Origin of the sequence: Rhizobium sp. YTUHZ044 (assembly GCF_051123975.1) — a bacterium.
Classification (GTDB): domain Bacteria; phylum Pseudomonadota; class Alphaproteobacteria; order Rhizobiales; family Rhizobiaceae; genus Rhizobium.
This window is the reverse complement of sequence record NZ_CP101429.1, coordinates 223,791-245,066: the sequence shown is the minus strand read 5'-3', so window position 1 is coordinate 245,066 and position 21,276 is coordinate 223,791. Positions and strand designations below refer to the sequence as shown.

Sequence of the window (21,276 nt, the reverse complement as noted above, 5' to 3'; positions counted from 1 at the left end):
CGTGGCGGAAGGATCCGCCACGCAAAGTCCGACCCCTCGATTTTAGGTTAGAGAATGTCTCTCATTCTAAGTATCGCCGTGGATGGCGTCGCGTATGGAATGATATTGTTCATGATTTCCGTCGGACTTTCGATCACGATGGGCCTCATGCGCATCATCAATCTTGCGCACGGCGGGTTTGCCCTGTTCGGCGGCGCGGCCGTTCATATTCTCACCACACGCTTTGACGTCCCGTTCATTGCTGCTCTCCTGGGAGCCGTGCTCGCGGTTGTTTTGATCGCCGTGCTTCTGGAACGGCTCTTCTATCGACACATCTATGGTTTCAACGAGTTGGGGCAGGTGCTGGCGACCATTGGAATAGTCTTCATCATGATCGCAACTGTTAATCTTTTCCTAGGCTCCACGATCCTGTCACTCGGTGCCCCGGCTATCTTCGCGACGCCGATCGATCTTGGATTCAGAACATTGCCGTTCCACCGGCTGATCGTGATCATTTGCGGCTTGTCAGTTCTGGCCGGGCTCTGGCTCCTGATGGAAAAAACAAGGTTAGGCATCTATTTGCGGGCAGCCGTCGACAACAAGACTGCGGCAGCTTCGCTCGGCATCAACACGCCGCTCGTCTATCTTGGCGCATTCGCCCTTGGCGCCGGTCTTGCGGCGGTCGGAGGCATCCTCGGTGCGGAGCTGCTTCCAATCGAAGCTTATTATCCGCTTCGCTATATGGTGCTGTTCCTGATTGTTGTCTCTGTCGGCGGACTCGGAAGCATACCCGGCTCCTTCTGGGCTTCGATTGGCCTTGGGATCCTTGATACGGCAGGACGTTACCTGTTGCCGGGCATCGGTACCATCTTCTTTTTCATGGCGATTGCGGTGCTACTTGCTCTTCGACCCAACGGTCTGATGGGGAAAGCGCAATGACGGCTCATATTTTCCCCACGCTACCAAAGCGCGCAACTTACGCCTTGAGCCTCCTCGCCTCGTCCATTTGCGTTGTGGTCGGTGCGACGCTTGCCTTCTTGGTGTTTCCCTACGACCTTTCTTTCTTGACCCGTATCGTGATCATGATGATATTCGTCGTATCCTTCGACCTGATCCTGGGCCAGGCTGGAATAGCGACGCTTGGTCACGCTGCCATGTATGGCTGTGGTGCTTACGCCGCAGGACTGATCGCCCTTCATCTCTCACCCGATCCGTTGCTAGGGATTGTGGCGGGCGGCGCAGCCGGCGCGCTGATGGCTTGGATTTCGGGACTTGTCCTCCTCAGAACGCACGGCATTTCGCTGCTGATGATTTCAATTGCCGTGACCATGGTGCTTCAGGAGATCGCATCCCAGGCCAGGTGGCTGACAGGCGGGGCCGACGGCTTGGCCGGAATTTCGGTTCAACCACTATTGGGGTTGTTCGAATTCGATTTCGTTGGTCAGGTTGCCTTTATTTACAGCGTATGCGTACTTGTAGTGGTTCTGCTGCTCTGCCAGGTTCTAATAAATTCTCCGTTCGGGCTCGCGCTTCGTGGCATTGACGGTAGTGCCAGCCGGATGCGGGCAATCGGCACGCCAGTCTATCGACGGAAGGTGACGATCTACGTCCTTGCTGGCGCTATTGCCGGGACTGCCGGGGCGCTTGCTGCACAAGTGACCGGACTGGTCGGCATTGAAGTATTCAATTTTTCCTTGTCTGCCGAGGTCATGGTGATGCTGATCCTCGGAGGAGCCGGGCGGCTCTATGGGGCGCTGATCGGTACCTTGCTGTTCATGGTGGTCCATCATCTCGCGGCAAGCGTGGATCCGTTCAACTGGCTCTTCGTGATCGGCATCATGCTTATCCTCGTCGTATTTGTCCTTCCGAAGGGCCTGATTTCGCTGCCCGCTCGTGTGAGCCAATTGCTGAGGAGGACATGATGGGTGACGGACTCGTCATTGCTGGACTTACCAAAAGTTTCGGAGGCCTGCAGGTCGCCCGGGATCTGACCCTCACACTACCGCAAGGCTCCCGCACCGCGCTGATCGGACCTAATGGTGCGGGCAAGACCACCTTTGCAAATCTCCTCACAGGTGTACTGAAGCCGACATCAGGTAAAATCATGCTGAATGGCCAGGACATCGGCTCCCTGAACGAAGCTGCTCGGGTGAGGGCGGGTATCGCGAAAACCTTCCAGATTACTAATCTCTTCCGCGACCTGAGCGTTCGCGAGAACCTGCGGCTTCCGATACTGGAACGGGAAGGGCGCACGCGTCAAATCTTCTGCCGTGCGGACGGGTGGAGCGAAATCGAAGCTGAAATCGTCGGATTGATGCAACACCTTAATATCTTGTCGTTGGCCGACAAGCCGGTGCGCGACTTGGCATATGGGCAGCAGCGACTGGTGGAACTGGCACTGACACTCGCTGTCAAGCCGAAGGTTCTTATTCTCGATGAGCCAGCAGCAGGCGTGCCCTCAAGTGAAAGCCATCTGGTGGTGGAGGCGATCAAGCGGCTTCCCTCTGATCTCTCGGTTCTTATCATTGAGCATGACATGCAACTTGTATTTGAGGTCGCTGACCGCATTATCGTCCTGGTGAATGGAGCAATCCTGATGGAGGGCACGTCCGACGAGGTGGTCGCAAATGATCAGGTTCGGGAACTCTACCTGGGAGCGGGGCATGTCTGACATCCTTTTGGAGATGGAGGGAGTGGTCGCGGGCTATGGTGACACGCATGTCATCCGCAATATCTCGCTGCGGATACCGAAAGGGGAGCGGCTTGCGATCGTGGGAAGAAACGGCGTTGGTAAGACCACCTTGCTTTCCACAATCATGGGTCAGACGCGGCAACACGCTGGAACTATCAGCCTTAAAGGGACGACCATCAACACGCTCGCCTCGCATCAACGGGCCCGACTGGGGATTGGTATCGTGCCACAAACCCGTGACATCTTTGGATCGTTGACGGTCGAGGAGAACTTGGTCGCCGGACTTCGCAACGGGTCCACCATTGAAGAGGCTTATGATCTGTTTCCCCGCCTAAAGGAGCGCCGATCTAATGGCGGACGTCAGCTCTCCGGCGGCGAGCAGCAGATGCTGTCCATCGCCCGCGCCCTCTTGGGAAAACCGGAGATTATTTTGCTTGATGAGCCGCTCGAGGGGCTGGCGCCTGTCATCTGTGAAATGTTGATGGAGGTGTTTCACAAGCTTGCAGACAAAGGTCACACGATCGTGCTGGTGGAACAGCATGTCGGCCTCGCGCTCAAGTTCGCAGAGCGGGTTATTGCGCTCGATCAAGGCAAGATTGTCCTTCAGGAAAAGACGGCAAAGCTGACCGGCGACCGTAGCAAACTCGACCGACACATCGGGCTTTCTGCGCGCTAGCCCAGGCGGGGCGATAGATCACGTATGGCAGCTTTGAGGGATTCAGAAGGCTAAAGCGCCTGACGGAAACGGCCGAGAATGTTCCTAAGGGCCACAACAGATACGGGGATGGGATGAAGAATTACGTCTTGACGGTTTCCTGCAGTACGACCCGCGGCATCGTAGCTGCACTTTCGGGTTACCTGGCGGAGAAGGGTTGCAACATCGTGGACTCATCGCAGTTCGATGACTTCGACACAGGCCGATTCTTCATGCGCATCTCCTTCATCTCGGAGCAGGGCGTCGGGCGAGATGCCGTGATTGAAGGTCTTAACCCTATCGCGCAGAAGTTTTCCATGCAGGCCGATATCTTCGATTCCGCCGAGCGCATGAAGGTGATGCTGATGGTCTCTCGCTTCGGCCATTGCCTGAACGATCTGCTCTACCGCTGGAAGATCGGCGCGCTGCCGATTGATATCGTCGGCGTGGTGTCCAACCACTTCGATTACCAGAAGGTCGTCGTGAACCACGATATTCCCTTCCACCACATCAAGGTGACGAAGGAAAACAAGCCGCAAGCGGAATCACAATTGATGAATGTGGTGGAGCAGACGGGCACGGAGCTTGTGGTTCTCGCCCGTTACATGCAGGTTCTTTCCGATGACCTTTGCAAGAAGATGTCCGGCAAGATCATCAACATCCACCATTCCTTCCTGCCGAGCTTCAAGGGTGCCAACCCTTACAAACAGGCCTATCAGCGCGGTGTGAAGCTGATTGGTGCGACTGCCCATTATGTGACGGCTGATCTCGACGAAGGTCCGATCATCGAGCAGGACACAGTGCGCGTGACACATGCGCAGTCGCCCGATGATTACGTGTCGCTTGGGCGTGACGTGGAAGCTCAGGTTCTGGCGCGGGCCATCCATGCCCATATCCACCATCGCACTTTCATCAACGGAAACAGGACCATTGTCTTCCCGCCAAGCCCTGGATCCTACGCCTCCGAGCGCATGGGGTAATGACGATGACTGTGATCATCGACGGAAAGGCAGCCGCCGCTTCGGTGATAGAGGCGGTCACCTCCGCAGCAGCAACTCTGCAAGATTCAGGTCATCGCAAGCCCGGTCTCGCGGTGATCATCGTCGGGGATGATCCGGCGAGCCACGCCTATGTCGGCGCCAAAAGCCGCACGGCCAAGCAATGCGGCTTTAATTCGGTCCAGCACACGCTGCCCGAGGAAACGTCGCAGGAAGATCTGATGGCGCTGGTCGCGTCGCTGAATGCCGATCCCGAGATTGACGGCATCCTCGTCCAGTTGCCGCTTCCAAAGCACCTCGAGAGCGAACCCGTCATCCAGTCGATCCTGCCGGAAAAGGATGTCGACGGCCTGCACATTGTCAATGCCGGCAAGCTCGCCACCGGCGATCTGAAGACCGGTCTCATCTCCTGCACACCGGCGGGTGCCATGATCCTGGTGTGCCAGATCCACGGCAGTGACCTCTCCGGCCTAAATGCGCTGGTCATCGGCCGTTCGAACCTGTTCGGCAAGCCAATGGCGCAGCTCCTCCTGCACGCCAACGCTACCGTGACCATGGCTCATTCGCGAAGTCGCGACCTGCCATCTTTCGCACGTCGGGCGGATATTCTTGTTGCTGCTGTTGGACAAGCAGAGATGGTACGGGCAGACTGGCTAAAGCCCGGCGCGACCGTCATCGACGTCGGCATCAATCGGGTTCCCGCGCCGGAGAACGGTCAGGGAAGGTCACGATTGGTTGGAGACGTAGCCTTCGACGAATGCGCCGCTGTCGCCGGAGCCATCACTCCTGTTCCAGGTGGGGTAGGGCCCATGACGATCGCAATGCTCATGGCAAATACGTTGACCGCAGCCCGCATTCCCGCACGCGAGTGAACCTAACAGGACCGGAGACAAGAAGAACATGCGCGAACCCTTTATCTACAAAGGCACTATTCCTCGCATAGTGTTTGGTGCCGGAACCGTTGCTAAGGTGACTGACGAACTAAGTAACCTTGGTCGGCATAGGGCTCTGATCCTATCCACTTCCAATCAGGAAGCGGACGCGAGAAGGCTCGCAGAGCGATTGGGAACAGTCTGTGTGGGCGTCTTCAGCGGTGCCGTTATGCACACCCCTGTGGATGTGACGAACAAAGCCCTTGATGCTTACTCCGAAGCAGGTGCCGATTGCTTGATTTCGTTCGGGGGAGGTTCAACGATTGGTCTTGGTAAGGCCATCGCATATCGGAATGATGCCCCTCAGCTCGTCATCGCTACCACCTATGCAGGATCCGAGGTGACGCCGATCCTTGGTCAGACAGAGAACGGCATAAAGACCACGGTTCGTGATCCTTCGGTTCTACCGGAGACCGTAATCTACGACCCAGAGCTCACCTATAGTCTTCCAGCCAACATGAGCGTAACGAGCGGCTTGAACGCGATGGCACACGCCGTCGAAGGACTCTACGCTCATGATCGGAACCCGCTTTCCTCGATGATGGCGATGGAAGGCATCGCAGCGCTGCGCAAGGCGCTGCCCAACATCATTGGTAGTCCCGAAGATCCAGTGGCCCGTGCGGATGCACTGTACGGGTCTTGCCTCTGTGGTGTTGTATTGGGTGCTGTCGGAATGGCGATGCATCACAAGATCTGCCACACGCTGGGCGGCAGCTTTGATTTGCCGCATTCGGAAACTCACGCCATTCTTCTTCCGCATACGGTGGCTTATACGGAAGAGGCTGTCCCTAATCTCCTTGCACCAGTCGCTGAATTGATGGGGACGGAACGCGCGGCTGCGGGCCTCTACGATTTTGCGCTCTCGATCGGGGCACCGACGAGGCTTCAAGACTTAGGATTGACCGCCGAGGACTTGGATAAGGCGACAGATAAATGCATGCAAAACGCCTACTGGAATCCACGTCCAGTAGAAGCCACGCCACTTCGCAAGATGCTTCAGATGGCATGGGAAGGGGCGAGGCCTGGTTCGCGATGATCCTAAACGATCCTGAACAAAAACCGAGTCCCGCCGTCGCAGCAGTCAAGTATTCGGAAGACGGCGGCGCAAATTCTCACATGAGAGGAAACGGCATGGCAGAGTATTTCAGCGAAGAAGCTTCGGTCGAGATCGTTAACGGCCGCATGGCCGCCGATGTCGATCCTCGCATGCGGGAGATCATGAGCTTGCTTGTGAAACATATGCATGCCTTCATCAAGGAAGCTTGCATTTCTCAGCAAGAGTGGGAAACGGCAATCCGGTTTCTGACCGATACCGGACAGATTTGCTCTGACGAGCGCCAGGAATTTATCTTGCTGTCTGACACACTTGGCGTCTCCATGTTGGTGGATGCCATCACCAACCGGCGTCAGCCGGGTGCCACTCAGAATACGGTCCTTGGACCATTCCATGTTGCCGGGGCCCCCAATCGCCGGATAGGCGACCGCATAACGCTCGACGGCAAGGGGGAGAGCTGTGTCTTCGAAGGCACCGTGGTCGATCTGGAAGGACACGCGATTGAGGGAGCGATCATAGATGTCTGGTCGGACAATGCTGAAGGCTTTTACGATGTGCAACAGCCCGATATTCAGCCAAGGTGGAATAATCGCGGGAAGTTCGTAACCGGCGCAGACGGGCGCTACAGATTCATCGGGATCAAACCGGTTTCCTACCCCATTCCGGCCGATGGCCCTGTAGGTCGAATGTTGAAGCATCTCGGCCGGCATCCATACAGGCCGGCACACATGCATTACATCGTGACAGCCAGCGGGTTTCAAAAGCTTGTTACTCACACATTCGTCGGTGATGACGAGTATCTTTCATCTGACGCCGTCTTTGGTGTCAAAGACACGCTGATTGCGCCATTGGAGCGTATTCAAGGCGGCGAAGCGGAATGGCGTTCGCGGTTTGACTTTGTTCTTAACCCGCTGTGAGGTCATAGTCATGCCGAACATGAAGATCCATGTCGATCGGTCGTTGCCAGAACGAGCTCATCGCGACATCGAGGCTGCCTTGGGACCACTAAGCATGCTCTTGTGCGAGAGGCTGAACGTCGACATTAGCGCTTGCCAGTTTGCCGTTATTCAGGTGTTCGGGATGGTCAACCAACCTGCCGTGAACGTCGAGCTTTCCATCCTGCCGAACGTAGATAGGACGCGTCAAAAACTCATGGACCTTGCTAGCGAAATCCAAGTGTTGGTCGCGGCGGCAGCGAGCAGCGGAGTTGCGGTTCGGATATCGCAACTCGATCCGGCCACTTATGTCGCCGCGAAGGGGCCGTGCACCGTATGATTACCACTGGGTTCTGAAAGGCTGGCGTGCGCGAATAGGATAAGGCCTAAGCCCACAATTATGGCTTGCCACTTTCAACAGCGGTTAGATACGCGCAAATATGGTCACGAAAACTGACGAATCTTTTCGACGGATTTGGTGTAAGTCGCCAAATAGCGTCTGCAGTGCGCTGCATTATCAGGCGTTACGTTGACAGGCAGGATGCAATATGGTCAGCTATCCGAACTAAATTGCGTGGCGATGCTACAGGGGGACAATTGTTTCCCATATGTCGGCGTGCGGATGCGAGCCAGAAATGGCGGCTTAGATACTAGGGGAGAAGTACGATATGAGCAGCATACTTGCAGATCCCGACCGAGACAAGGTTCTCGAAACTGGGCTTTTTATCAACAATCAGTTCAGAGGCGCGTCGAACGGGGCAGTCTTCGAGCGGGGTAACCCCATCAGTGGGGAGATAGTGAGCACGGCGCCTGCCGCGACCGAGGCGGATGCAATCGCTGCAGTGAGGGCAGCGCACAGCGCGTTTGCGCGTTGGGCCAAGCTCGGACCTCACGAGCGGCGCAACATGCTGATGAAGGCTTCGGCCGGCATCCGCGCTCGGCATACTGATTTTGCCGATGCGATGAAGGCTGAGATCGGCGCGACCCACGTCTGGGCCGATTTCAACGTGCATCTCGCAGCTGACATGTTGGAAGAAGCCGCGGCTATGACGACCCAGATCGGTGGCGAAGTCATTCCTTCGGACGTGCGCGGTTCGCTGGCGATGGCAGTACGGGTGCCTGCAGGTGTTACTGTGGGCATTGCGCCCTGGAACGCGCCGGTCATCCTCGCTGTCCGGGCGATTGCGGCGCCGCTTGCTTGCGGCAATACTGTTGTTCTCAAAGGTTCGGAGCAGTGCCCCCGCACCCACGGCCTAGTCATCGAGGCGATGGCCGAAGGTGGACTGCCTCCTGGGGTTGTCAATTACATTACCAACGCACCTGCCGACGCCAGCCGCATCTTTGAGGCGATGGTCGCTGATCCGGCGGTGCGGCGGGTGAGCTTCACCGGTTCAACGAAGATCGGTCACGCGGTTGCCCTGACCTGCGCGAAATATCTGAAGCCCGTTGTGCTTGAGCTCGGTGGCAAGGCCCCCCTTATCATTCTCGACGATGCCGACGTGGATGCTGCGGTTCAGGCGGCAGCTTTCGGCGCATTCATGAACTCGGGCCAGATCTGCATGTCCACGGAGCGGATAATTGTCGACGAGAAGATCGCCGACGGCTTTGTTGAGAAGCTGGTGGCGAAGACGAAAACGCTGCCTGCGGGCGATCCCCGTCGAGGGCCGGTCGTCCTAGGTTCGGTGGTCAATCACTCGACGGTGGAGCGCTGCAACGAGCTAATCGACGATGCAGTCGCCCGTGGGGCTACGGTGATTATTGGCGGTAAGAGCAATTCGACGCTGATGCCTGCGACCCTCATTGACCATGTCACGCCGGACATGCGTATCTTTCGGGAGGAAAGTTTTGGGCCAGTCAAACCGATCCTACGGGTGAACGATGTGGAAGAGGCGATTGCGATTGCCAACGATTCTGAGTACGGCCTCTCGGCTGCTGTCTTCGGTGCTGACATTGCACGGGCCTGGCAGGTGGCGTTGCGGATCGAAAGCGGTATTTGCCATATAAACGGTCCGACCGTTCACGACGAGGCGCAGATGCCACTCGGCGGTGTAAAGTCATCTGGCATCGGCCGTTTCGGCGGACGGGCAGGCATCGCTGAATTCACTGATTTGCGTTGGATGACGGTACAGACCTTAGAACGTCATTACCCGTTTTGATTGCACAATACGGCCAGGTCAATGGTACTAACTGCTGTGGCCAATGCCAATAATGCCTTCACATAACCTCTTGCCAAGAGATTACAGAGCGCAATTCAATGACCGCGCGGCCGGATACAAGAGGTGGCTCGGTGCTCACGCTGAAGCAGTCTCGTAACGACCATCTAGAGGCAGTTGCGGGCGTGCTTCTGAAGCATGAACCGATCACCGACAATACAAAACTCTCGAACCGGCGACCGATCAAGTGGCTGCTTTTCACAGTCGCTTGATTATTTCCCTTCAGACGATCTGGTCCTTTGGCTGATGAACAATTCCTTACGGCGATTGAAGAGCAATCGCAGGCGATCCCATCCCGACCAAGACGTCTCTGAGACAGAAGGTTGCCAAGCAGCCGGTTCAGCTTCATGAAAGGGCTTGAAGATAACGAACGGTCCGTCCGCCGCTTACGGCTTGAGCTGCGTGCATGATCGCATTTGTATCAAGACCATGATGCCGATAAAGGTCGGCAATTGTGCCGGTCTGGCCGAAATGTTCGACCCCCAGCGACTTGACACAGTGACCATAGACGCCTCCAATCCAGGAGAGCGTGGCTGGATGCCCGTCAATCAACGTGACGATCCCGCAATCGCGTGACAAAGGCGCCAGCAGGCGCTCGATGTGGCTCATCGCCCCGACCGCTCCACGTTGTCGGGCGCGTTCAGCAGCTTGCCAGCCGGCATTGAGCCGGTCCGCGGAGGTGATCGCCAGCAATCCGACGTCCCGTCGATCTTCGGCGAGCAAACCGGTTGCGGCGATCGCCTCGGGTGCGACGACGCCCTGATAGGCAATGATCACGCTGGCATTTGGCCCAGGCCGCCGCAACCAGTAGGCCCCATTGATGATGTCTTGCTCCAGCTCAGGAGCCATTTGGCGCGCTGGCTGCTCGAGCGGGCGCGTCGACAGGCGCAGATAAACGGATCCACCGGTCTGATCGCGCAACCACGTGGTTTCATCGGGGTCACCTTCGCCGTCGCGCTGCATGTAGTCGAAGGCGAAGCGCATGATGACCGAAAGCTCGTCGACGAAGGCCGGCTCGAAAGAGCACAGTCCGTCCTGCGCCATACCAATCAATGGCGTGCCGATCGACTGGTGCGCGCCGCCTTCCGGCGCTAGCGTTACGCCGGACGGTGTTGCAACCAGCAGGAAACGCGCATCCTGGTAACAGGCGTAGTTCAACTGGTCGGCCGAGCGGTAGATGAACGGATCATAGACGGTGCCGATGGGCAGCAGCCTGGCGCCGTTGATCGAATGGGAAAGACCAAGTGCACCAAGCATGATCATCAGGTTGGATTCGGCAATCCCCAGTTCGAGATGCTGGCCTTTAGGACCGAACTCCCAGTTGTAGGTCGACGGAATCCGCTCCGCCTTGAAGAGGTCGGACATGCTCTCACGGGCAAACAACCCGCGCCGATTGACCCAGGGGCCGAGGTTGGTTGACACAGTCACGTCCGGAGAGGTCGTGACAATGCGCTCGGCAAGCAGTGTGTCACCACGCGCGATATCGTTCAGAATCTGGCCAAAGCCCATCTGGGTTGAAAGCAGCTTGCCTGGCTGCCCAGGGAAGGGAAGCGCAGGAGGAACCGGGATCGCCGGCGAAGACAGTCTGCGGCGGCCCTCGCTGAAGAACGGCATCTGAGCGACGAACGCGTCGAGCTCAGCATCCGGCATGGTAGCTGCGGACCATTTCTCCCATTCCTGTCCCTGCTTTACGCCCATCTGCTGGCGGAACCCCTCCATTTGCGTGGGAGTCATCTGACCGGCGTGGTTATCCTTGTGGCCTGCAAGCGGCAAGCCATATCCCTTGATCGTATAGCAGATGAAGCAGACCGGGCGGTCGTGCTGCGAAGCTTGTTCAAAGGCCTCGAGCAGGCTTGGCAGATCATGCCCTCCGAGATTAACCATGAGCGCTTGCAGTTGCTCATCGGAACGTCGCTCGATCAAGGCGGTCACGGGCCCCTGATCACCGATCTCGTCCAGCAGTCGCTTTCGCCACGCCGCGCCGCCCTGGAAGGTCAGGGCGGAATAGAGCTGGTTCGGACACGTCTCGATCCACTGCCGCAGCTTGTCCCCGCCGGGCTCGGCAAACGCGGCTTCTTGCAAAGAGCCATGGCGCAGGATCACGACGTCCCAGCCGAAGTTTCTGAATATCTGTTCAAAACGCTCCCAGAGGCCTTCGCGAACGACGGCGTCCAGCGATTGACGATTGTAGTCGACGACCCACCAGCAGTTTCTCAGGCCGTGTTTCCAACCTTCGATCAAGGCCTCATAGATATTGCCTTCGTCCATCTCGGCATCGCCGATCAAGCTGACCATGCGTCCTTCAGGCCGATCGTTCATCCATCCATGTGCGGAGACATAGTCCTGGACCAATGAAGAAAACAGCGTCTGCGCCACGCCGAGACCGACCGAGCCGGTGGAGAAGTCGACGTCATCGACATCCTTGGTCCGTGACGGATAGCTCTGTGCGCCCTTGAAACCGCGGAAGTTTTCGAGCTTCTCGCGGGTCTGGTTGCCTGCCAGATACTGGAGAGCATGGAATATCGGTGCTGCGTGGGGTTTGACCGCGACCCGATCCTGAGGACGAAGCGCCGAGCAGTAGAGCGCGATCATGATGGTGCTGAGCGAAGCCGACGAAGCCTGGTGCCCGCCGACCTTCACCTCGTCCGCTTCGCGGATATGGTTCGCGTGATGGATCGTCCAGGCGGCGAGCCAGGAAACGCAGCGTTCAATTTCCTGCAGGTAGCTGATCTTGGAGCTCATCCTCTGCCCCTTCTTTTACAGGTCGAGTTTCAGAACGCCCGTCGCGCGCGACACGCACGGGATAAAGCGATAGTTACGGGCTTCGTTTGAAAGCACTGCATCGCGATGTATTGGCTGTCCTTCCAAATACCCGCACTCGCAGGTTCCGCAGACGCCGTTCTCGCAGGACGCCATCAGCAACACGCCGGCGGCGCGAATGGCCGATAGCGCTGACTCGTCTGCAGGTACCGGAACGACTGTCCCGTTACGAAGAAGGATCGTGAACGGTTCGGGTGGCGCATTATCCCGGACCGGCGGCTGAAAGGCTTCGAAATGGACCGTGCCATCCGGCCAGTGGCGTGAAGCTTGTGCAACGGCGGCCATGAAGCTGGGAGACCCGCAGTAATAGAGCTGCGCACCATCGGGCCGCGCCAACAACAGGCTATGAATGTCCTGCCGGGTTTCGACTTGATCGTCGAAGTGGAGCCTCAGACTTTCGGAGCCGATGGTGTCCTCCAAGGTCCCCAGCAAAGGTGCGAAGTTCCGGCCTCGCGCAAAATAGTGGAGTTCGAAGTGCTTGCCCTGCCGACACAGAGCCCGAGCCATCGCAAGAATGGGTGTGATCCCGATACCGCCTGCCAGCAAAAGGACCGGCCCGTCACCCTTCCGGAGCGGGAAATGATTGCGCGGGGCGGATACGGGCAGCTCGGCGCCTGGTGCGATAGTTTCGTGGATCCATGCCGAGCCGCCCCGGCCACTGGTTTCGCGCTTCACCGCTATCGTGTAGCGGCTGAGATCTTCCGGATCACCGCAGAGCGAGTATTGGCGTACCTTTCCGTCGGGGAGATGAACGTCGACATGCGATCCTGGTTCGAAGGCCGGCAGAAGAGGCCTGCGCGAGTGCCTCAGCTCGATCACGCGGACGTCGCCCGGCTCGTCGTGGACGCCGGCAACGATCAGTTTCATGATGATACGCGGAGATCCCATGTCGCGTCACTCGTCCATTGGCAGGATCGGGTCGCCAGGACGGATGATACCACCGACCTCGATCGAACAGTTGAGACCGGAACGGTTCAGCAGCCCTTCGTAGAGGCCCGGCATGCCGAGCAGCTCCTCGATGTATTTGCAGGGAAAGTTCATTCGTGCCGCTCGCAGAACCGTCTCACCGACCCGGAAGCGCTTGCCGACGAGGTGGCCGAGCGGAACGCCGCGGGTCGTTAGATTGCGCCTGTGATCTTCGGGCGCGAGCGTGCCCTTGAAACCGGGAATCTTCGGCTCTCCCTTGGCAATCGCCTCCAGGACCTCAGCCTCGATCAGCGTGACTTCACGGACGTCCGGCTTGGGCGAATACGTACCGGTCCCGAGGTAATAGCGGTCGCCCAAAATACCGCGGCCAGCGATGAGCTGCGCCTCCGCCAGTTCTTCCATCTCGTAGGAAGCGGCCGGCGCGATGTGAATGTGGAGCAGACTCCCCTGCCAAGTCATGTATCGGCTCCCGCTTGCCTTCGATCGACATGGATCTCCGCGCCAGTGGCCTACTGCTCTCATCATGGGATCATCCCATGTCTCACCAGTCCCGGCTGATGGGGAAATCTGCCGTGGAACTGGCTTCGTCAACAGTGCCAGTTTATCAGCATGTTCCTAGTCCAGTTCGGCGAAGGTAGAGGCTTGCCACGAGAGGATGCAATAAGATGCTCGGCGAGCCGGGTCTTGCTGTCAGCCCGCACCCTTCACCGCATCGACGGCCGAGGCGACAAGTTGAATGCCCTTCTCGATCTGCCTCGGTGTCAACGCCGAATAGCCCATCACCAAGCCGAGCCGCTCGCGTGGCGCCTCAGTTGCCCCTGGTTCAGAATCGTAGAGCGGTGAAATACCGTAGAGGCCGACGCCGCGTTGGCGCGCGGCATCCATTAGGGCGATCTCAGCTGATCCGGGCAGCCCATTGAACCAGACGACGACATGCAATCCGGCATCCGCACCCTCGACCGTGACGCGGTCGCCGAATGCAGTTTCAAGAGCGCTCAATAATGTCTCACGGCGCTCCCTATTCAGTCGTCTGACGCGACGCACATGGCTCTCATAGGCGCCACTTTCGATCAGTGAGGCGAGCGCCTCCTGCTCGGTCATGGGTGTATGGCGGTCGGTCAATTGCTTGGCGGTTGCGAACACCTCCTGCAATTGTTTTGGCACCACGAGGTAGCCAATGCGCATCATCGGCGACAGTGTCTTTGAAATGGTGCCCAGATAAATGACGTTGCGCCCGTCCGCCAGGCTCTGGAGGGGCGGAACCGGGCTGATGTCGTACCGGTACTCACTGTCGTAGTCGTCCTCAACCACATAGGCGTCTCTATCCCGAGCCCAAGCGAGAAGCTGGTGGCGACGGCTGATCGGCATGACACCGCCCAAGGGAAACTGATGGGATGGTGTTACATAGGTTATCCGGGCGTCGATTCCTGATAAGTCCGGGGTCTTCAGGCCGCCCGCGTCCGCGTCCACTGCCACGGCGGAAGCCCCGGTGCTTGAGAAGATCTGGCGAGCCATTCGGTAGCCGGGATTCTCCATCACAAATGCGCTGTTCGCGTCGAGGAGGATCCGAGCGCAGAGATCCAGCCCTTGCTGGGAACCATTGACGACGATGATTTGTTCAAGATCGCATTGCAACGTCCGTGCCCGCCAAAGGTAACCCTGAAGGGCTTGCCGCAGGCGCCGGGATCCTCGTGGGTCCTCATAGGCCAGCCGCCCGGGTCTTCGGGCAATCACCGAATTGATAGCGCGCTTCCACGCCAGTGCCGGAAAGTCAGATGGGGCAAGATCGCCGTATCGAAAATCAACCGCCAGGTTGGTTGGCAGATAGTCGAGCCACGGCGAAAGCGCCCGAAGTCTTTCGCCGTAAGCAGAAAGCGGCCCGAACGCCTCCTGTGTGGTGTCGGATTCTCGCGGCCGCTGTCTCAGCTCCAGCGCTGTCACACGCGGGCGGGCGCCTTGGCGCAGCTCCACAAAGCCTTCAGCGGCAAGCTGTTCATAGGCAACTGTAACCGTTGTCCGCGACACATGCAGTTCATTGGCCAGGCTGCGTGAGGATGGCAGTTGACTTCCCGCTTCATAGACACGGCCAAGGATCTGACTCTTGAGCGCCTCGTAAATCCTGCGTGCGCCCATCCTGGGCGCGTGCGCTGCCGCCGCTTGGTTTTCCGACTGGACCATATTCTTTCTGCCAAACTGGATGTTTCATGCCGGCCAGTATGATGCCAGTCTGGGCCAAAGCAAAGAGGATACGATCCAGCTATGACAGGCGGCAGCGAGCATGACAAATGTCAGAAGCAATCTGACCACTTTCACGCGGCAAGCTACGCATTCGACACGCGAGCCATTCATCATGCGTTCAGCCCGGTGGACTACAAACGGGCAGTCCAGCCGCCAGTCTTCCTGACCTCGACCTACGGCTTCGAGAGCGTCGAGGCGAATGACGCCGCAGCAGCGCTCGGCGGCAGACTTTATGCGCGGGAATACAACCCGACCACAGAGATTCTCGAGCAGCGGCTTGCGAATCTGGAGGGGGCTGAGGCGGGCCTTGTCGTATCGACCGGAATGGCCGCCTTCGGCACTCTGATCCTCTCATTGCTGTCGCAGGGCGACGAGCTTCTCGTTCACAAGACGCTTTATTCGAATACTGTCGCGATGGTGGAGCAAGGTCTGCCGCGCTTCGGCATCAAGGTCGTTTCCGTGGACCTCTCTGATCCCTCGAACCTCGACGCGGCGATCACGGAAAAGACCAAGCTCGTCTACTTCGAGACACCCGTGAACCCGCTCAGCAGCATTCTCGACATTGCCGCAATCTCAGAGCGCGCGCACGCGCATAGGGTGAAAGTCGCGGTGGACAGTACCTTTGCTTCTCCCGCACTTCAGCGGCCGATCGAGCATGGCGCCGATATCGTGCTTCACTCTCTTACGAAATACATCAACGGCCATGGCGACACCTTGGGTGGGGCGCTACTCGGCGACGCGGAAACGCTCCACCGCTTGCACGAAACCGGTTTGCGTTACATTACCGGTGCGACCTTGGCGCCGCACTCGGCCTTTCTGATCATGCGCGGTCTGAAAACACTCTCGCTTCGGATGGATCGGCACAGCGCCTCGGCTCTGGCGATCGCCCGTACGCTCGAAGCGCATCCCGCCGTGTCCTGGGTGAGCTATCCCTTCCTGGAATCGCACCCAGACCAGGCTATCGCGCGCAAGCAAATGACACAGGGGTCGGGCATGCTCGCCTTTGGGCTTCATGCCGGCTTTGATGGCGCAAGAAATATGCTCGATCGCTTGCGACTGATGACACGCGCAGTGAGCCTCGGCGACACCGACACCCTGATCTATCATCCGGCCAGCATTACGAGGGCGCGGCAATCGATCCGAAAAGACGCCCATATGGTCTCGGGGGTTGGTGACGACCTCATCCGTCTTTCTGTCGGTCTTGAAGACGTGAATGACCTGATTGGCGACCTGAGGCAGGCGCTCGCGACCTTGTGACGCCCGCATTGACGACTGCGAATATAGAAGCACAGAACCGGATCCGGAGCATCGAATGGCTTTCCTGAGCGGGCTTTCCGCATTTCCCATCACGCCGAGTGACCTAGACGGTCGCGTCGACACTGCCGCTCTCAAGAGGCTTGTGGCGCGGCTTTGCATCGCAGGCGTCGACTCCATCGGCCTTCTCGGCAGCACCGGAACCTACATGTATCTGTCCCGCGAGGAGCGGCGACGAGCCCTAAGCGCGGCGATTGAGGAAACCGGCGGGGCCATACCGGTCGTGGCAGGCGTCGGCGCCTTGCGGACCGACGAGGCGGTCAGACTGGCGCAGGACGCCAAGGCCGCAGGCGCGACCGCAGGTCTACTTGCCGCCGTTTCGTACGCGCCGCTGACGGAGGATGAAGTCTTCGAGCATTTTTCCACCGTTGCTCGAAAGAGCGGCCTTCCCATCGTGATCTATGACAATCCGGGGACGACCCATTTCCGCTTCACGGCTGTCCTGGTGGAACGGTTGGCTCAGGTGCCTGGCATCGTGGCGATCAAGAATCCGACGGAAAAACCCGAGGAGATCGCGAGCCACCTGGGGCAGCAGAGATCCGTCACACCCAAGAGCTTCTCGATCGGCTATAGCGGCGACTGGAATGCTACCAAAGCCATGATCTGTGGGGCCGATACCTGGTACAGCGTGCTCGCTGGCATTCTTCCGGACGTGTGCCTGCGCCTCGTGAGAGCAGCTCAGAACGGCGATGCTGAAGAGGCACTCCGGATCGATGCAAGTCTTGCCCCTATCTGGGAGCTCTTCAAGCAGTTCTCCAGCCTGCGAACCGTTTACTCGATGACCGATCTGCTTGGCGTCTGCCGGGCCGAGCCGCCTCGCCCCATTCTCCCTCTGCCGCCGCTTGCAAAGGAGAAGGTGGCACACTGCCTGACCTTGCTCGAGCAGGATCTGGCCTGACCCTGGCAAGGTCAGGCGCCGCCGGAGGGTCTCGACGGAATTGCTTTACATCGTCTGGGCATTGCCCGCGCTCATCGTCATCGGCCTGCTGGCAAGCGGTCGGGCTTCCACGCTCGTTGCCGCAAGCATCGGCCTGCTGGTGGCTATCGTTGTCGCGCTTGGCGCGGCGCCCGGCGAATTTCAGTTGCGCGACGGCGCCAGCGCGCTCTTTCGCGGCGCATGGATCGGCTGGATCGTCGTGCCATATATACTGGGCGGGCTGTTATTCTGGCAGATGGCTATTCGGCCTGGGGATGCAGCGATGCCCGTCGAAAGTCTCCGGCAGAACAGGCAGTCCAGGCGACGTCTGCTGTTTGCTGCGTGCTTCCTGATCGGCCCGTTTTCAGAATCCGCGACCGGCTTCGGCGTCGGAATCGTCGGGACGATGCTGTTGTTGCGCAGGCTCGACCTGCAACCGGTCTATCTCATGGCCTTCAGCCTGCTGAGCCAGACAATGATCCTGTGGGGCGGCATGGGCAACGGCGCGATCGTCGCTGGCGCCTTCTCTCGAAGCGATCCGACCATGCTCGCTGTCAATGCCAGCTTTTTTCAAGTCGCCCTGAATGCGCTCTGGTTGCCACTCTACTGGAGGATGGCCGAAAAAGCAGGCGTCGGGGCTCCATCCCGCGAGTGTCTAAGCGAGGTCGTCTGGCTCGGCGGAAGCCTGCTTCTGCTGATTGCCGCAACGCGAGCTCTGGGGCCTGAAGTTGCGATGCTCTGCGCCTATGGGCCGGTCATCGTGCTGCGTTATCTTGTCGATGAGCGCCCCAATGCAGACCAACTCCTTGACGCCCTACGGAGAATGGCGCCCTTCGCGATCCTCATCACATGGCTCATGGCAACCCGGCTGATCTCGCCCCTGAGCGAATTCCTGCTGCAAACTGGGCGGCTCGAGCCGTTCGTCGGAGCCCCGGCCTGGTCGCCGCTGTTTCATGCGGGCACGTGGTTGGCTTTAGGCGCTGTCATCTGCGCATTCGTCTATGGTCATGTTTCCAGCTTGGGATCGCAAGTCCTCACAGCCTGGAAAACCGGACGGCTCGCAATTCTTGCCATCATCATCTTCTCGATGATGGCAGAGCTGCTATCCAGCTCCGGGATTGCCGCGGCATTGGGAGAGGGGATACATTCCGCAGCCGGCGGAGGCGCGTTGACATGGCTTGCTCTTGTCTCGGCAGTGTTCGGAGCGCTTGCAAACAGTGGTAACGCCGCAAACGGCCTGTTCATGAGTTCGCAGGTCAGTCTTGCGAAGGAAGCGGGCCTCAATGTCGCGGCCGTGATTGCCCTGCAACATACCGCCGCCCTGGCGCTCAACCTGATTTCACCAGTTCGCATGTCTATTGTTTGCAATATGGCAGGTTGTCGTGGACAAGAGCCCACAGTCTACCGGGCCATGTTGCCGTTTGCCGCCGCGATCATAGCCGTTTTGCTGACGGGCTCGCTGATGATCACGTATCGTGTGCTTTAGCCGAACCGGTCCTTGTTGTGGATCAATCCAGCCTCTGTGGAACAAGGCCAGTCAATTTCTCAGTTTCTGAATGAGCCCCATTAAAGGGAGATCGAGCATGTCCGAATTCAAACTGCATTGCTTTGCAATGTCAGGCAACTCCTACAAGGTGGCATTGTTTCTCGCCTTGGCGGAAATGGATTGGACGCCGGTATTCGTCGACTATTTCGGTGGGGAAACGCACCGAGAGCAATGGCGACAGGAGGTTAATGAACAGGGCGAGGTTCCGGTTCTCGAGCACAAGGGGGCAAGGCTCAGCCAGTCGGCGCTCATTCTCGACTATCTGGCTGAGGCGACTGGACAATTCGGTCCCGAAAACGTCCGGGAGAAACAGGAAATCTGGCGGTGGATGTTGTTCGATAATCACAAATTCACCAGCTACTATGCCACCTTGCGCTTCCTGTATGGCATCAAGAAAACCGGCGAGACGGCGGTGACGCAATTCTTGAGGGAACGTGCAATTGCGGCCCACCGCATCGTGGATGATCACCTGCAGCAAACACCATTCCTTGTGGCTGCTCGGCCCACCATCGCGGACCTGTCTCTTGCAGGCTACGTCTACATGCCCGAAGATACGGGCCTGCCTCAGGAGGAGTTTCCTCACATCGCCAAGTGGAAGGACAGGATCCGGAATCTGCCAGGATGGCGACATCCTTACGATCTGATGCCTGGTCCGACATCGCTATAGTGTGATCGCAAACCAGCTTTGAATTTTCTGCTGTCGGCGGGCTTATACGCCGTCCTTTGACCAAGCTAAGGCCCTGCCGATTGTACCTTAGGGTCTATCAGGCTTTTCGAACGACGGAGGAGAGCGCGAATGCCGTGAGAGTGTCGCGTACCCCGGGGAGTTCGGATATTTGCTGCCAGATCTGGCGAATACGATCGGCTTGCGAAGACTCGACCCTCACCACCAGGTCGAAATCGCCGGTCATGACGTCACAGGCGACAACCTCCGGAATTTTGCGTAGGACGTTGATGACGTCACCGCCTTTCATGCGGTCATGGCGATAGACGAACATGAGTGCGGTGGTCACCTGGCGGTCGTTTCCGCCCTCGCCAGTGACGATCGTGTACCCTTTGATGAAACCTTCTCGTTCGAGCCGCTCGATGCGCACCCGCACGGCGTTTCGGGACAGGTTCACCTTTGCCGACAATTCCGCGTGCGAAATGCGGGCATTGTTCTTGAGTTCGGCAAGTACCAGTTCATCTATTCGGTCCAGAAGATATTTCATCCCGTTGCCGCCTCTATTGGTCGAACATATCTGGCGTGACCGAATGATAGGCAACAAGGGCGCACTCAGGGACTGACGTCCTTCTCGCGCCCAGGGCGGCGCGCTTGGCTGTTGAGGCAAGAACGAACGCAGGCAAAGCTGTTTTTTCTGCTGCCGAGAGCTTTCTGATGGCTTGATATCCGCTCAAGAGCGCATGGGCTTTGCGCCGGTCCAAACCGCCGTCGGGCACGCCTGTCCAGTCAACGAGAACGTCGGCGATCTCAGCGATAAGGGCGTCATCATGGCGAAGCCTGAAGTTGATGACGCCGCTGACTTCATCGCCAAGAAAAAAGACATTCGCGAAGACCAATGCACCATGTACGGGCCCCGATGGTAAGTCAGGCTGGCGGTTGAGCCCACTCTGCAAGCTCATGTGTATCTGGCCCATAACGCGACCCACACTCCCACATTTGGCTGGCGAAGGGTCACTTGTCGATGACCCGGACACGAAGCTTACGATGGCTACAAGCCGACCCGCAGCCTGAAACGTGGCATTGCCGTCGACGGTGCGCCTGGGCTCGGGGCAGGGAACACCCGCCCTGTGCAGCGTTTCCATCGTTGTGAAAGCGCGCTCGAGGTCGAGCGGCTCCGCCCCGTTTTCAAACAGGGTCACGATGAACTCCCCTTCGGCAGACCGGAACAGATAGGTCGTTTCGCGATCGCCGTCGGCGATGCCGATAACGGAGGACAAACCTGTCAAGCCGTAAGCTTCCACGATCGCGTGGCGGTCTTCGTCAGACAGTTCGGTAAATACCGCCATGGCTTCCC

20 protein-coding genes are annotated in these 21,276 nt (G+C 58.4%); 14 read left to right on the top strand and 6 right to left on the bottom strand.

Translation table 11 applies throughout. The features are described 5' to 3' along the window. Positions 1 to 54 precede the first annotated feature (54 nt). From NL154_RS29015 to NL154_RS28970, 10 genes are all read left to right on the top strand, one after another. Positions 55 to 918, top strand: coding sequence for a branched-chain amino acid ABC transporter permease (locus NL154_RS29015; protein ID WP_430961104.1), 864 nt, complete (start codon positions 55 to 57; stop codon positions 916 to 918). Further along, the gene (locus NL154_RS29010) at positions 915 to 1,901 is read left to right on the top strand and encodes a branched-chain amino acid ABC transporter permease (protein WP_430961105.1); all 987 of its coding nucleotides are present in this window, start codon (positions 915 to 917) and stop codon (positions 1,899 to 1,901) included. Before NL154_RS29015 ends, NL154_RS29010 begins: the two co-directional genes overlap by 4 nt. Then, positions 1,901 to 2,650 carry an ABC transporter ATP-binding protein gene (locus NL154_RS29005; protein WP_430961106.1) on the top strand — a complete coding sequence of 250 codons (750 nt, stop codon included), beginning with the start codon at positions 1,901 to 1,903 and terminating at the stop codon, positions 2,648 to 2,650. Before NL154_RS29010 ends, NL154_RS29005 begins: the two co-directional genes overlap by 1 nt. Then, positions 2,643 to 3,347 carry an ABC transporter ATP-binding protein gene (locus tag NL154_RS29000; RefSeq protein ID WP_430962015.1) on the top strand — a complete coding sequence of 235 codons (705 nt, stop codon included), beginning with the start codon at positions 2,643 to 2,645 and terminating at the stop codon, positions 3,345 to 3,347. Before NL154_RS29005 ends, NL154_RS29000 begins: the two co-directional genes overlap by 8 nt. A 113-nt stretch (positions 3,348 to 3,460) precedes the next feature. Further along, positions 3,461 to 4,345, top strand: coding sequence for a formyltetrahydrofolate deformylase (gene purU / locus NL154_RS28995; RefSeq protein WP_430961108.1), 885 nt, complete (start codon positions 3,461 to 3,463; stop codon positions 4,343 to 4,345). A 5-nt stretch (positions 4,346 to 4,350) separates the two neighbouring features. Then, positions 4,351 to 5,235 carry a bifunctional methylenetetrahydrofolate dehydrogenase/methenyltetrahydrofolate cyclohydrolase FolD gene (gene folD, locus NL154_RS28990; protein ID WP_430962016.1) on the top strand — a complete coding sequence of 295 codons (885 nt, stop codon included), beginning with the start codon at positions 4,351 to 4,353 and terminating at the stop codon, positions 5,233 to 5,235. A gap of 28 nt (positions 5,236 to 5,263) precedes the next feature. Continuing rightward, positions 5,264 to 6,331, top strand: a complete 1,068-nt coding sequence (locus NL154_RS28985; RefSeq protein WP_430961110.1) for a maleylacetate reductase — start codon at positions 5,264 to 5,266, stop codon at positions 6,329 to 6,331. A 95-nt stretch (positions 6,332 to 6,426) separates the two neighbouring features. Further along, complete coding sequence (locus tag NL154_RS28980) at positions 6,427 to 7,266, top strand: dioxygenase (RefSeq protein WP_430961111.1); 840 nt, start codon at positions 6,427 to 6,429, stop codon at positions 7,264 to 7,266. A 10-nt stretch (positions 7,267 to 7,276) separates the two neighbouring features. Next, positions 7,277 to 7,624 (top strand): hypothetical protein, encoded by a 348-nt coding sequence (locus NL154_RS28975; protein ID WP_430961112.1) that lies wholly within the window; start codon positions 7,277 to 7,279, stop codon positions 7,622 to 7,624. A 328-nt stretch (positions 7,625 to 7,952) separates the two neighbouring features. Continuing rightward, positions 7,953 to 9,440: an aldehyde dehydrogenase gene (locus NL154_RS28970; RefSeq protein WP_430961113.1), complete on the top strand. Its 1,488-nt coding sequence runs from the start codon at positions 7,953 to 7,955 to the stop codon at positions 9,438 to 9,440. 402 nt (positions 9,441 to 9,842) lie between these two features. Here NL154_RS28970 and NL154_RS28965 read toward each other — a convergent pair whose 3' ends face one another. The 4 genes from NL154_RS28965 to NL154_RS28950 form a co-directional block, all read right to left on the bottom strand. Next, positions 9,843 to 12,239: a transketolase gene (locus tag NL154_RS28965; RefSeq protein ID WP_434734540.1), complete on the bottom strand. Its 2,397-nt coding sequence runs from the start codon at positions 12,237 to 12,239 to the stop codon at positions 9,843 to 9,845. A gap of 15 nt (positions 12,240 to 12,254) precedes the next feature. Beyond that, the gene (locus NL154_RS28960; RefSeq protein WP_430961179.1) at positions 12,255 to 13,184 is read right to left on the bottom strand and encodes a PDR/VanB family oxidoreductase; all 930 of its coding nucleotides are present in this window, start codon (positions 13,182 to 13,184) and stop codon (positions 12,255 to 12,257) included. A 27-nt stretch (positions 13,185 to 13,211) separates the two neighbouring features. Then, positions 13,212 to 13,703 (bottom strand): MOSC domain-containing protein, encoded by a 492-nt coding sequence (locus NL154_RS28955; RefSeq protein WP_430961180.1) that lies wholly within the window; start codon positions 13,701 to 13,703, stop codon positions 13,212 to 13,214. A 231-nt stretch (positions 13,704 to 13,934) separates the two neighbouring features. Beyond that, positions 13,935 to 15,422 carry a PLP-dependent aminotransferase family protein gene (locus NL154_RS28950; RefSeq protein WP_430961181.1) on the bottom strand — a complete coding sequence of 496 codons (1,488 nt, stop codon included), beginning with the start codon at positions 15,420 to 15,422 and terminating at the stop codon, positions 13,935 to 13,937. An 81-nt stretch (positions 15,423 to 15,503) separates the two neighbouring features. Between NL154_RS28950 and NL154_RS28945 the strand changes: the two genes are divergently transcribed. From NL154_RS28945 to NL154_RS28930, 4 genes are all read left to right on the top strand, one after another. Continuing rightward, the gene (locus NL154_RS28945) at positions 15,504 to 16,739 is read left to right on the top strand and encodes a trans-sulfuration enzyme family protein (protein WP_434734539.1); all 1,236 of its coding nucleotides are present in this window, start codon (positions 15,504 to 15,506) and stop codon (positions 16,737 to 16,739) included. A gap of 55 nt (positions 16,740 to 16,794) precedes the next feature. Then, complete coding sequence (locus tag NL154_RS28940) at positions 16,795 to 17,694, top strand: dihydrodipicolinate synthase family protein (protein ID WP_430961212.1); 900 nt, start codon at positions 16,795 to 16,797, stop codon at positions 17,692 to 17,694. Between the two features lie 40 nt (positions 17,695 to 17,734). After that, entirely contained in the window at positions 17,735 to 19,198 is a 1,464-nt protein-coding gene (locus NL154_RS28935) for an L-lactate permease (protein WP_430961971.1), read from the top strand. A gap of 97 nt (positions 19,199 to 19,295) precedes the next feature. Then, positions 19,296 to 19,925 carry a glutathione S-transferase family protein gene (locus tag NL154_RS28930; protein ID WP_430960893.1) on the top strand — a complete coding sequence of 210 codons (630 nt, stop codon included), beginning with the start codon at positions 19,296 to 19,298 and terminating at the stop codon, positions 19,923 to 19,925. A gap of 97 nt (positions 19,926 to 20,022) precedes the next feature. Here the strand turns inward: NL154_RS28930 and NL154_RS28925 are convergent, their stop codons facing one another. Together NL154_RS28925 and NL154_RS28920 are read right to left on the bottom strand one after the other, a co-directional pair. Beyond that, entirely contained in the window at positions 20,023 to 20,469 is a 447-nt protein-coding gene (locus NL154_RS28925; RefSeq protein ID WP_430961972.1) for an Lrp/AsnC family transcriptional regulator, read from the bottom strand. 13 nt (positions 20,470 to 20,482) lie between these two features. Then, entirely contained in the window at positions 20,483 to 21,268 is a 786-nt protein-coding gene (locus tag NL154_RS28920) for a homoserine kinase (protein ID WP_430961973.1), read from the bottom strand. Positions 21,269 to 21,276: the final 8 nt, after the last annotated feature.

Bases quoted from the DNA above. Each gene is read 5' to 3' on its own strand.
- NL154_RS28945 (WP_434734539.1), top strand. From the start codon at position 15,504: ATGACAGGCGGCAGCGAGCATGACAAATGTCAGAAGCAATCTGACCAC.
- NL154_RS29000 (WP_430962015.1), top strand. From the start codon at position 2,643: ATGTCTGACATCCTTTTGGAGATGGAGGGAGTGGTCGCGGGCTATGGT.
- NL154_RS28925 (WP_430961972.1), bottom strand. From the start codon at position 20,469: ATGAAATATCTTCTGGACCGAATAGATGAACTGGTACTTGCCGAACTC.
- NL154_RS28980 (WP_430961111.1), top strand. From the start codon at position 6,427: ATGGCAGAGTATTTCAGCGAAGAAGCTTCGGTCGAGATCGTTAACGGC.
- NL154_RS28965 (WP_434734540.1), bottom strand. From the start codon at position 12,239: ATGAGCTCCAAGATCAGCTACCTGCAGGAAATTGAACGCTGCGTTTCC.
- NL154_RS28955 (WP_430961180.1), bottom strand. From the start codon at position 13,703: ATGACTTGGCAGGGGAGTCTGCTCCACATTCACATCGCGCCGGCCGCT.
- NL154_RS28975 (WP_430961112.1), top strand. From the start codon at position 7,277: ATGCCGAACATGAAGATCCATGTCGATCGGTCGTTGCCAGAACGAGCT.
- NL154_RS28950 (WP_430961181.1), bottom strand. From the start codon at position 15,422: ATGGTCCAGTCGGAAAACCAAGCGGCGGCAGCGCACGCGCCCAGGATG.
- NL154_RS29015 (WP_430961104.1), top strand. From the start codon at position 55: ATGTCTCTCATTCTAAGTATCGCCGTGGATGGCGTCGCGTATGGAATG.
- NL154_RS28940 (WP_430961212.1), top strand. From the start codon at position 16,795: ATGGCTTTCCTGAGCGGGCTTTCCGCATTTCCCATCACGCCGAGTGAC.
- NL154_RS29005 (WP_430961106.1), top strand. From the start codon at position 1,901: ATGGGTGACGGACTCGTCATTGCTGGACTTACCAAAAGTTTCGGAGGC.
- folD (WP_430962016.1), top strand. From the start codon at position 4,351: ATGACTGTGATCATCGACGGAAAGGCAGCCGCCGCTTCGGTGATAGAG.
- NL154_RS28930 (WP_430960893.1), top strand. From the start codon at position 19,296: ATGTCCGAATTCAAACTGCATTGCTTTGCAATGTCAGGCAACTCCTAC.
- NL154_RS28920 (WP_430961973.1), bottom strand. From the start codon at position 21,268: ATGGCGGTATTTACCGAACTGTCTGACGAAGACCGCCACGCGATCGTG.
- NL154_RS28985 (WP_430961110.1), top strand. From the start codon at position 5,264: ATGCGCGAACCCTTTATCTACAAAGGCACTATTCCTCGCATAGTGTTT.
- NL154_RS28970 (WP_430961113.1), top strand. From the start codon at position 7,953: ATGAGCAGCATACTTGCAGATCCCGACCGAGACAAGGTTCTCGAAACT.
- NL154_RS29010 (WP_430961105.1), top strand. From the start codon at position 915: ATGACGGCTCATATTTTCCCCACGCTACCAAAGCGCGCAACTTACGCC.
- NL154_RS28960 (WP_430961179.1), bottom strand. From the start codon at position 13,184: ATGAAACTGATCGTTGCCGGCGTCCACGACGAGCCGGGCGACGTCCGC.
- purU (WP_430961108.1), top strand. From the start codon at position 3,461: ATGAAGAATTACGTCTTGACGGTTTCCTGCAGTACGACCCGCGGCATC.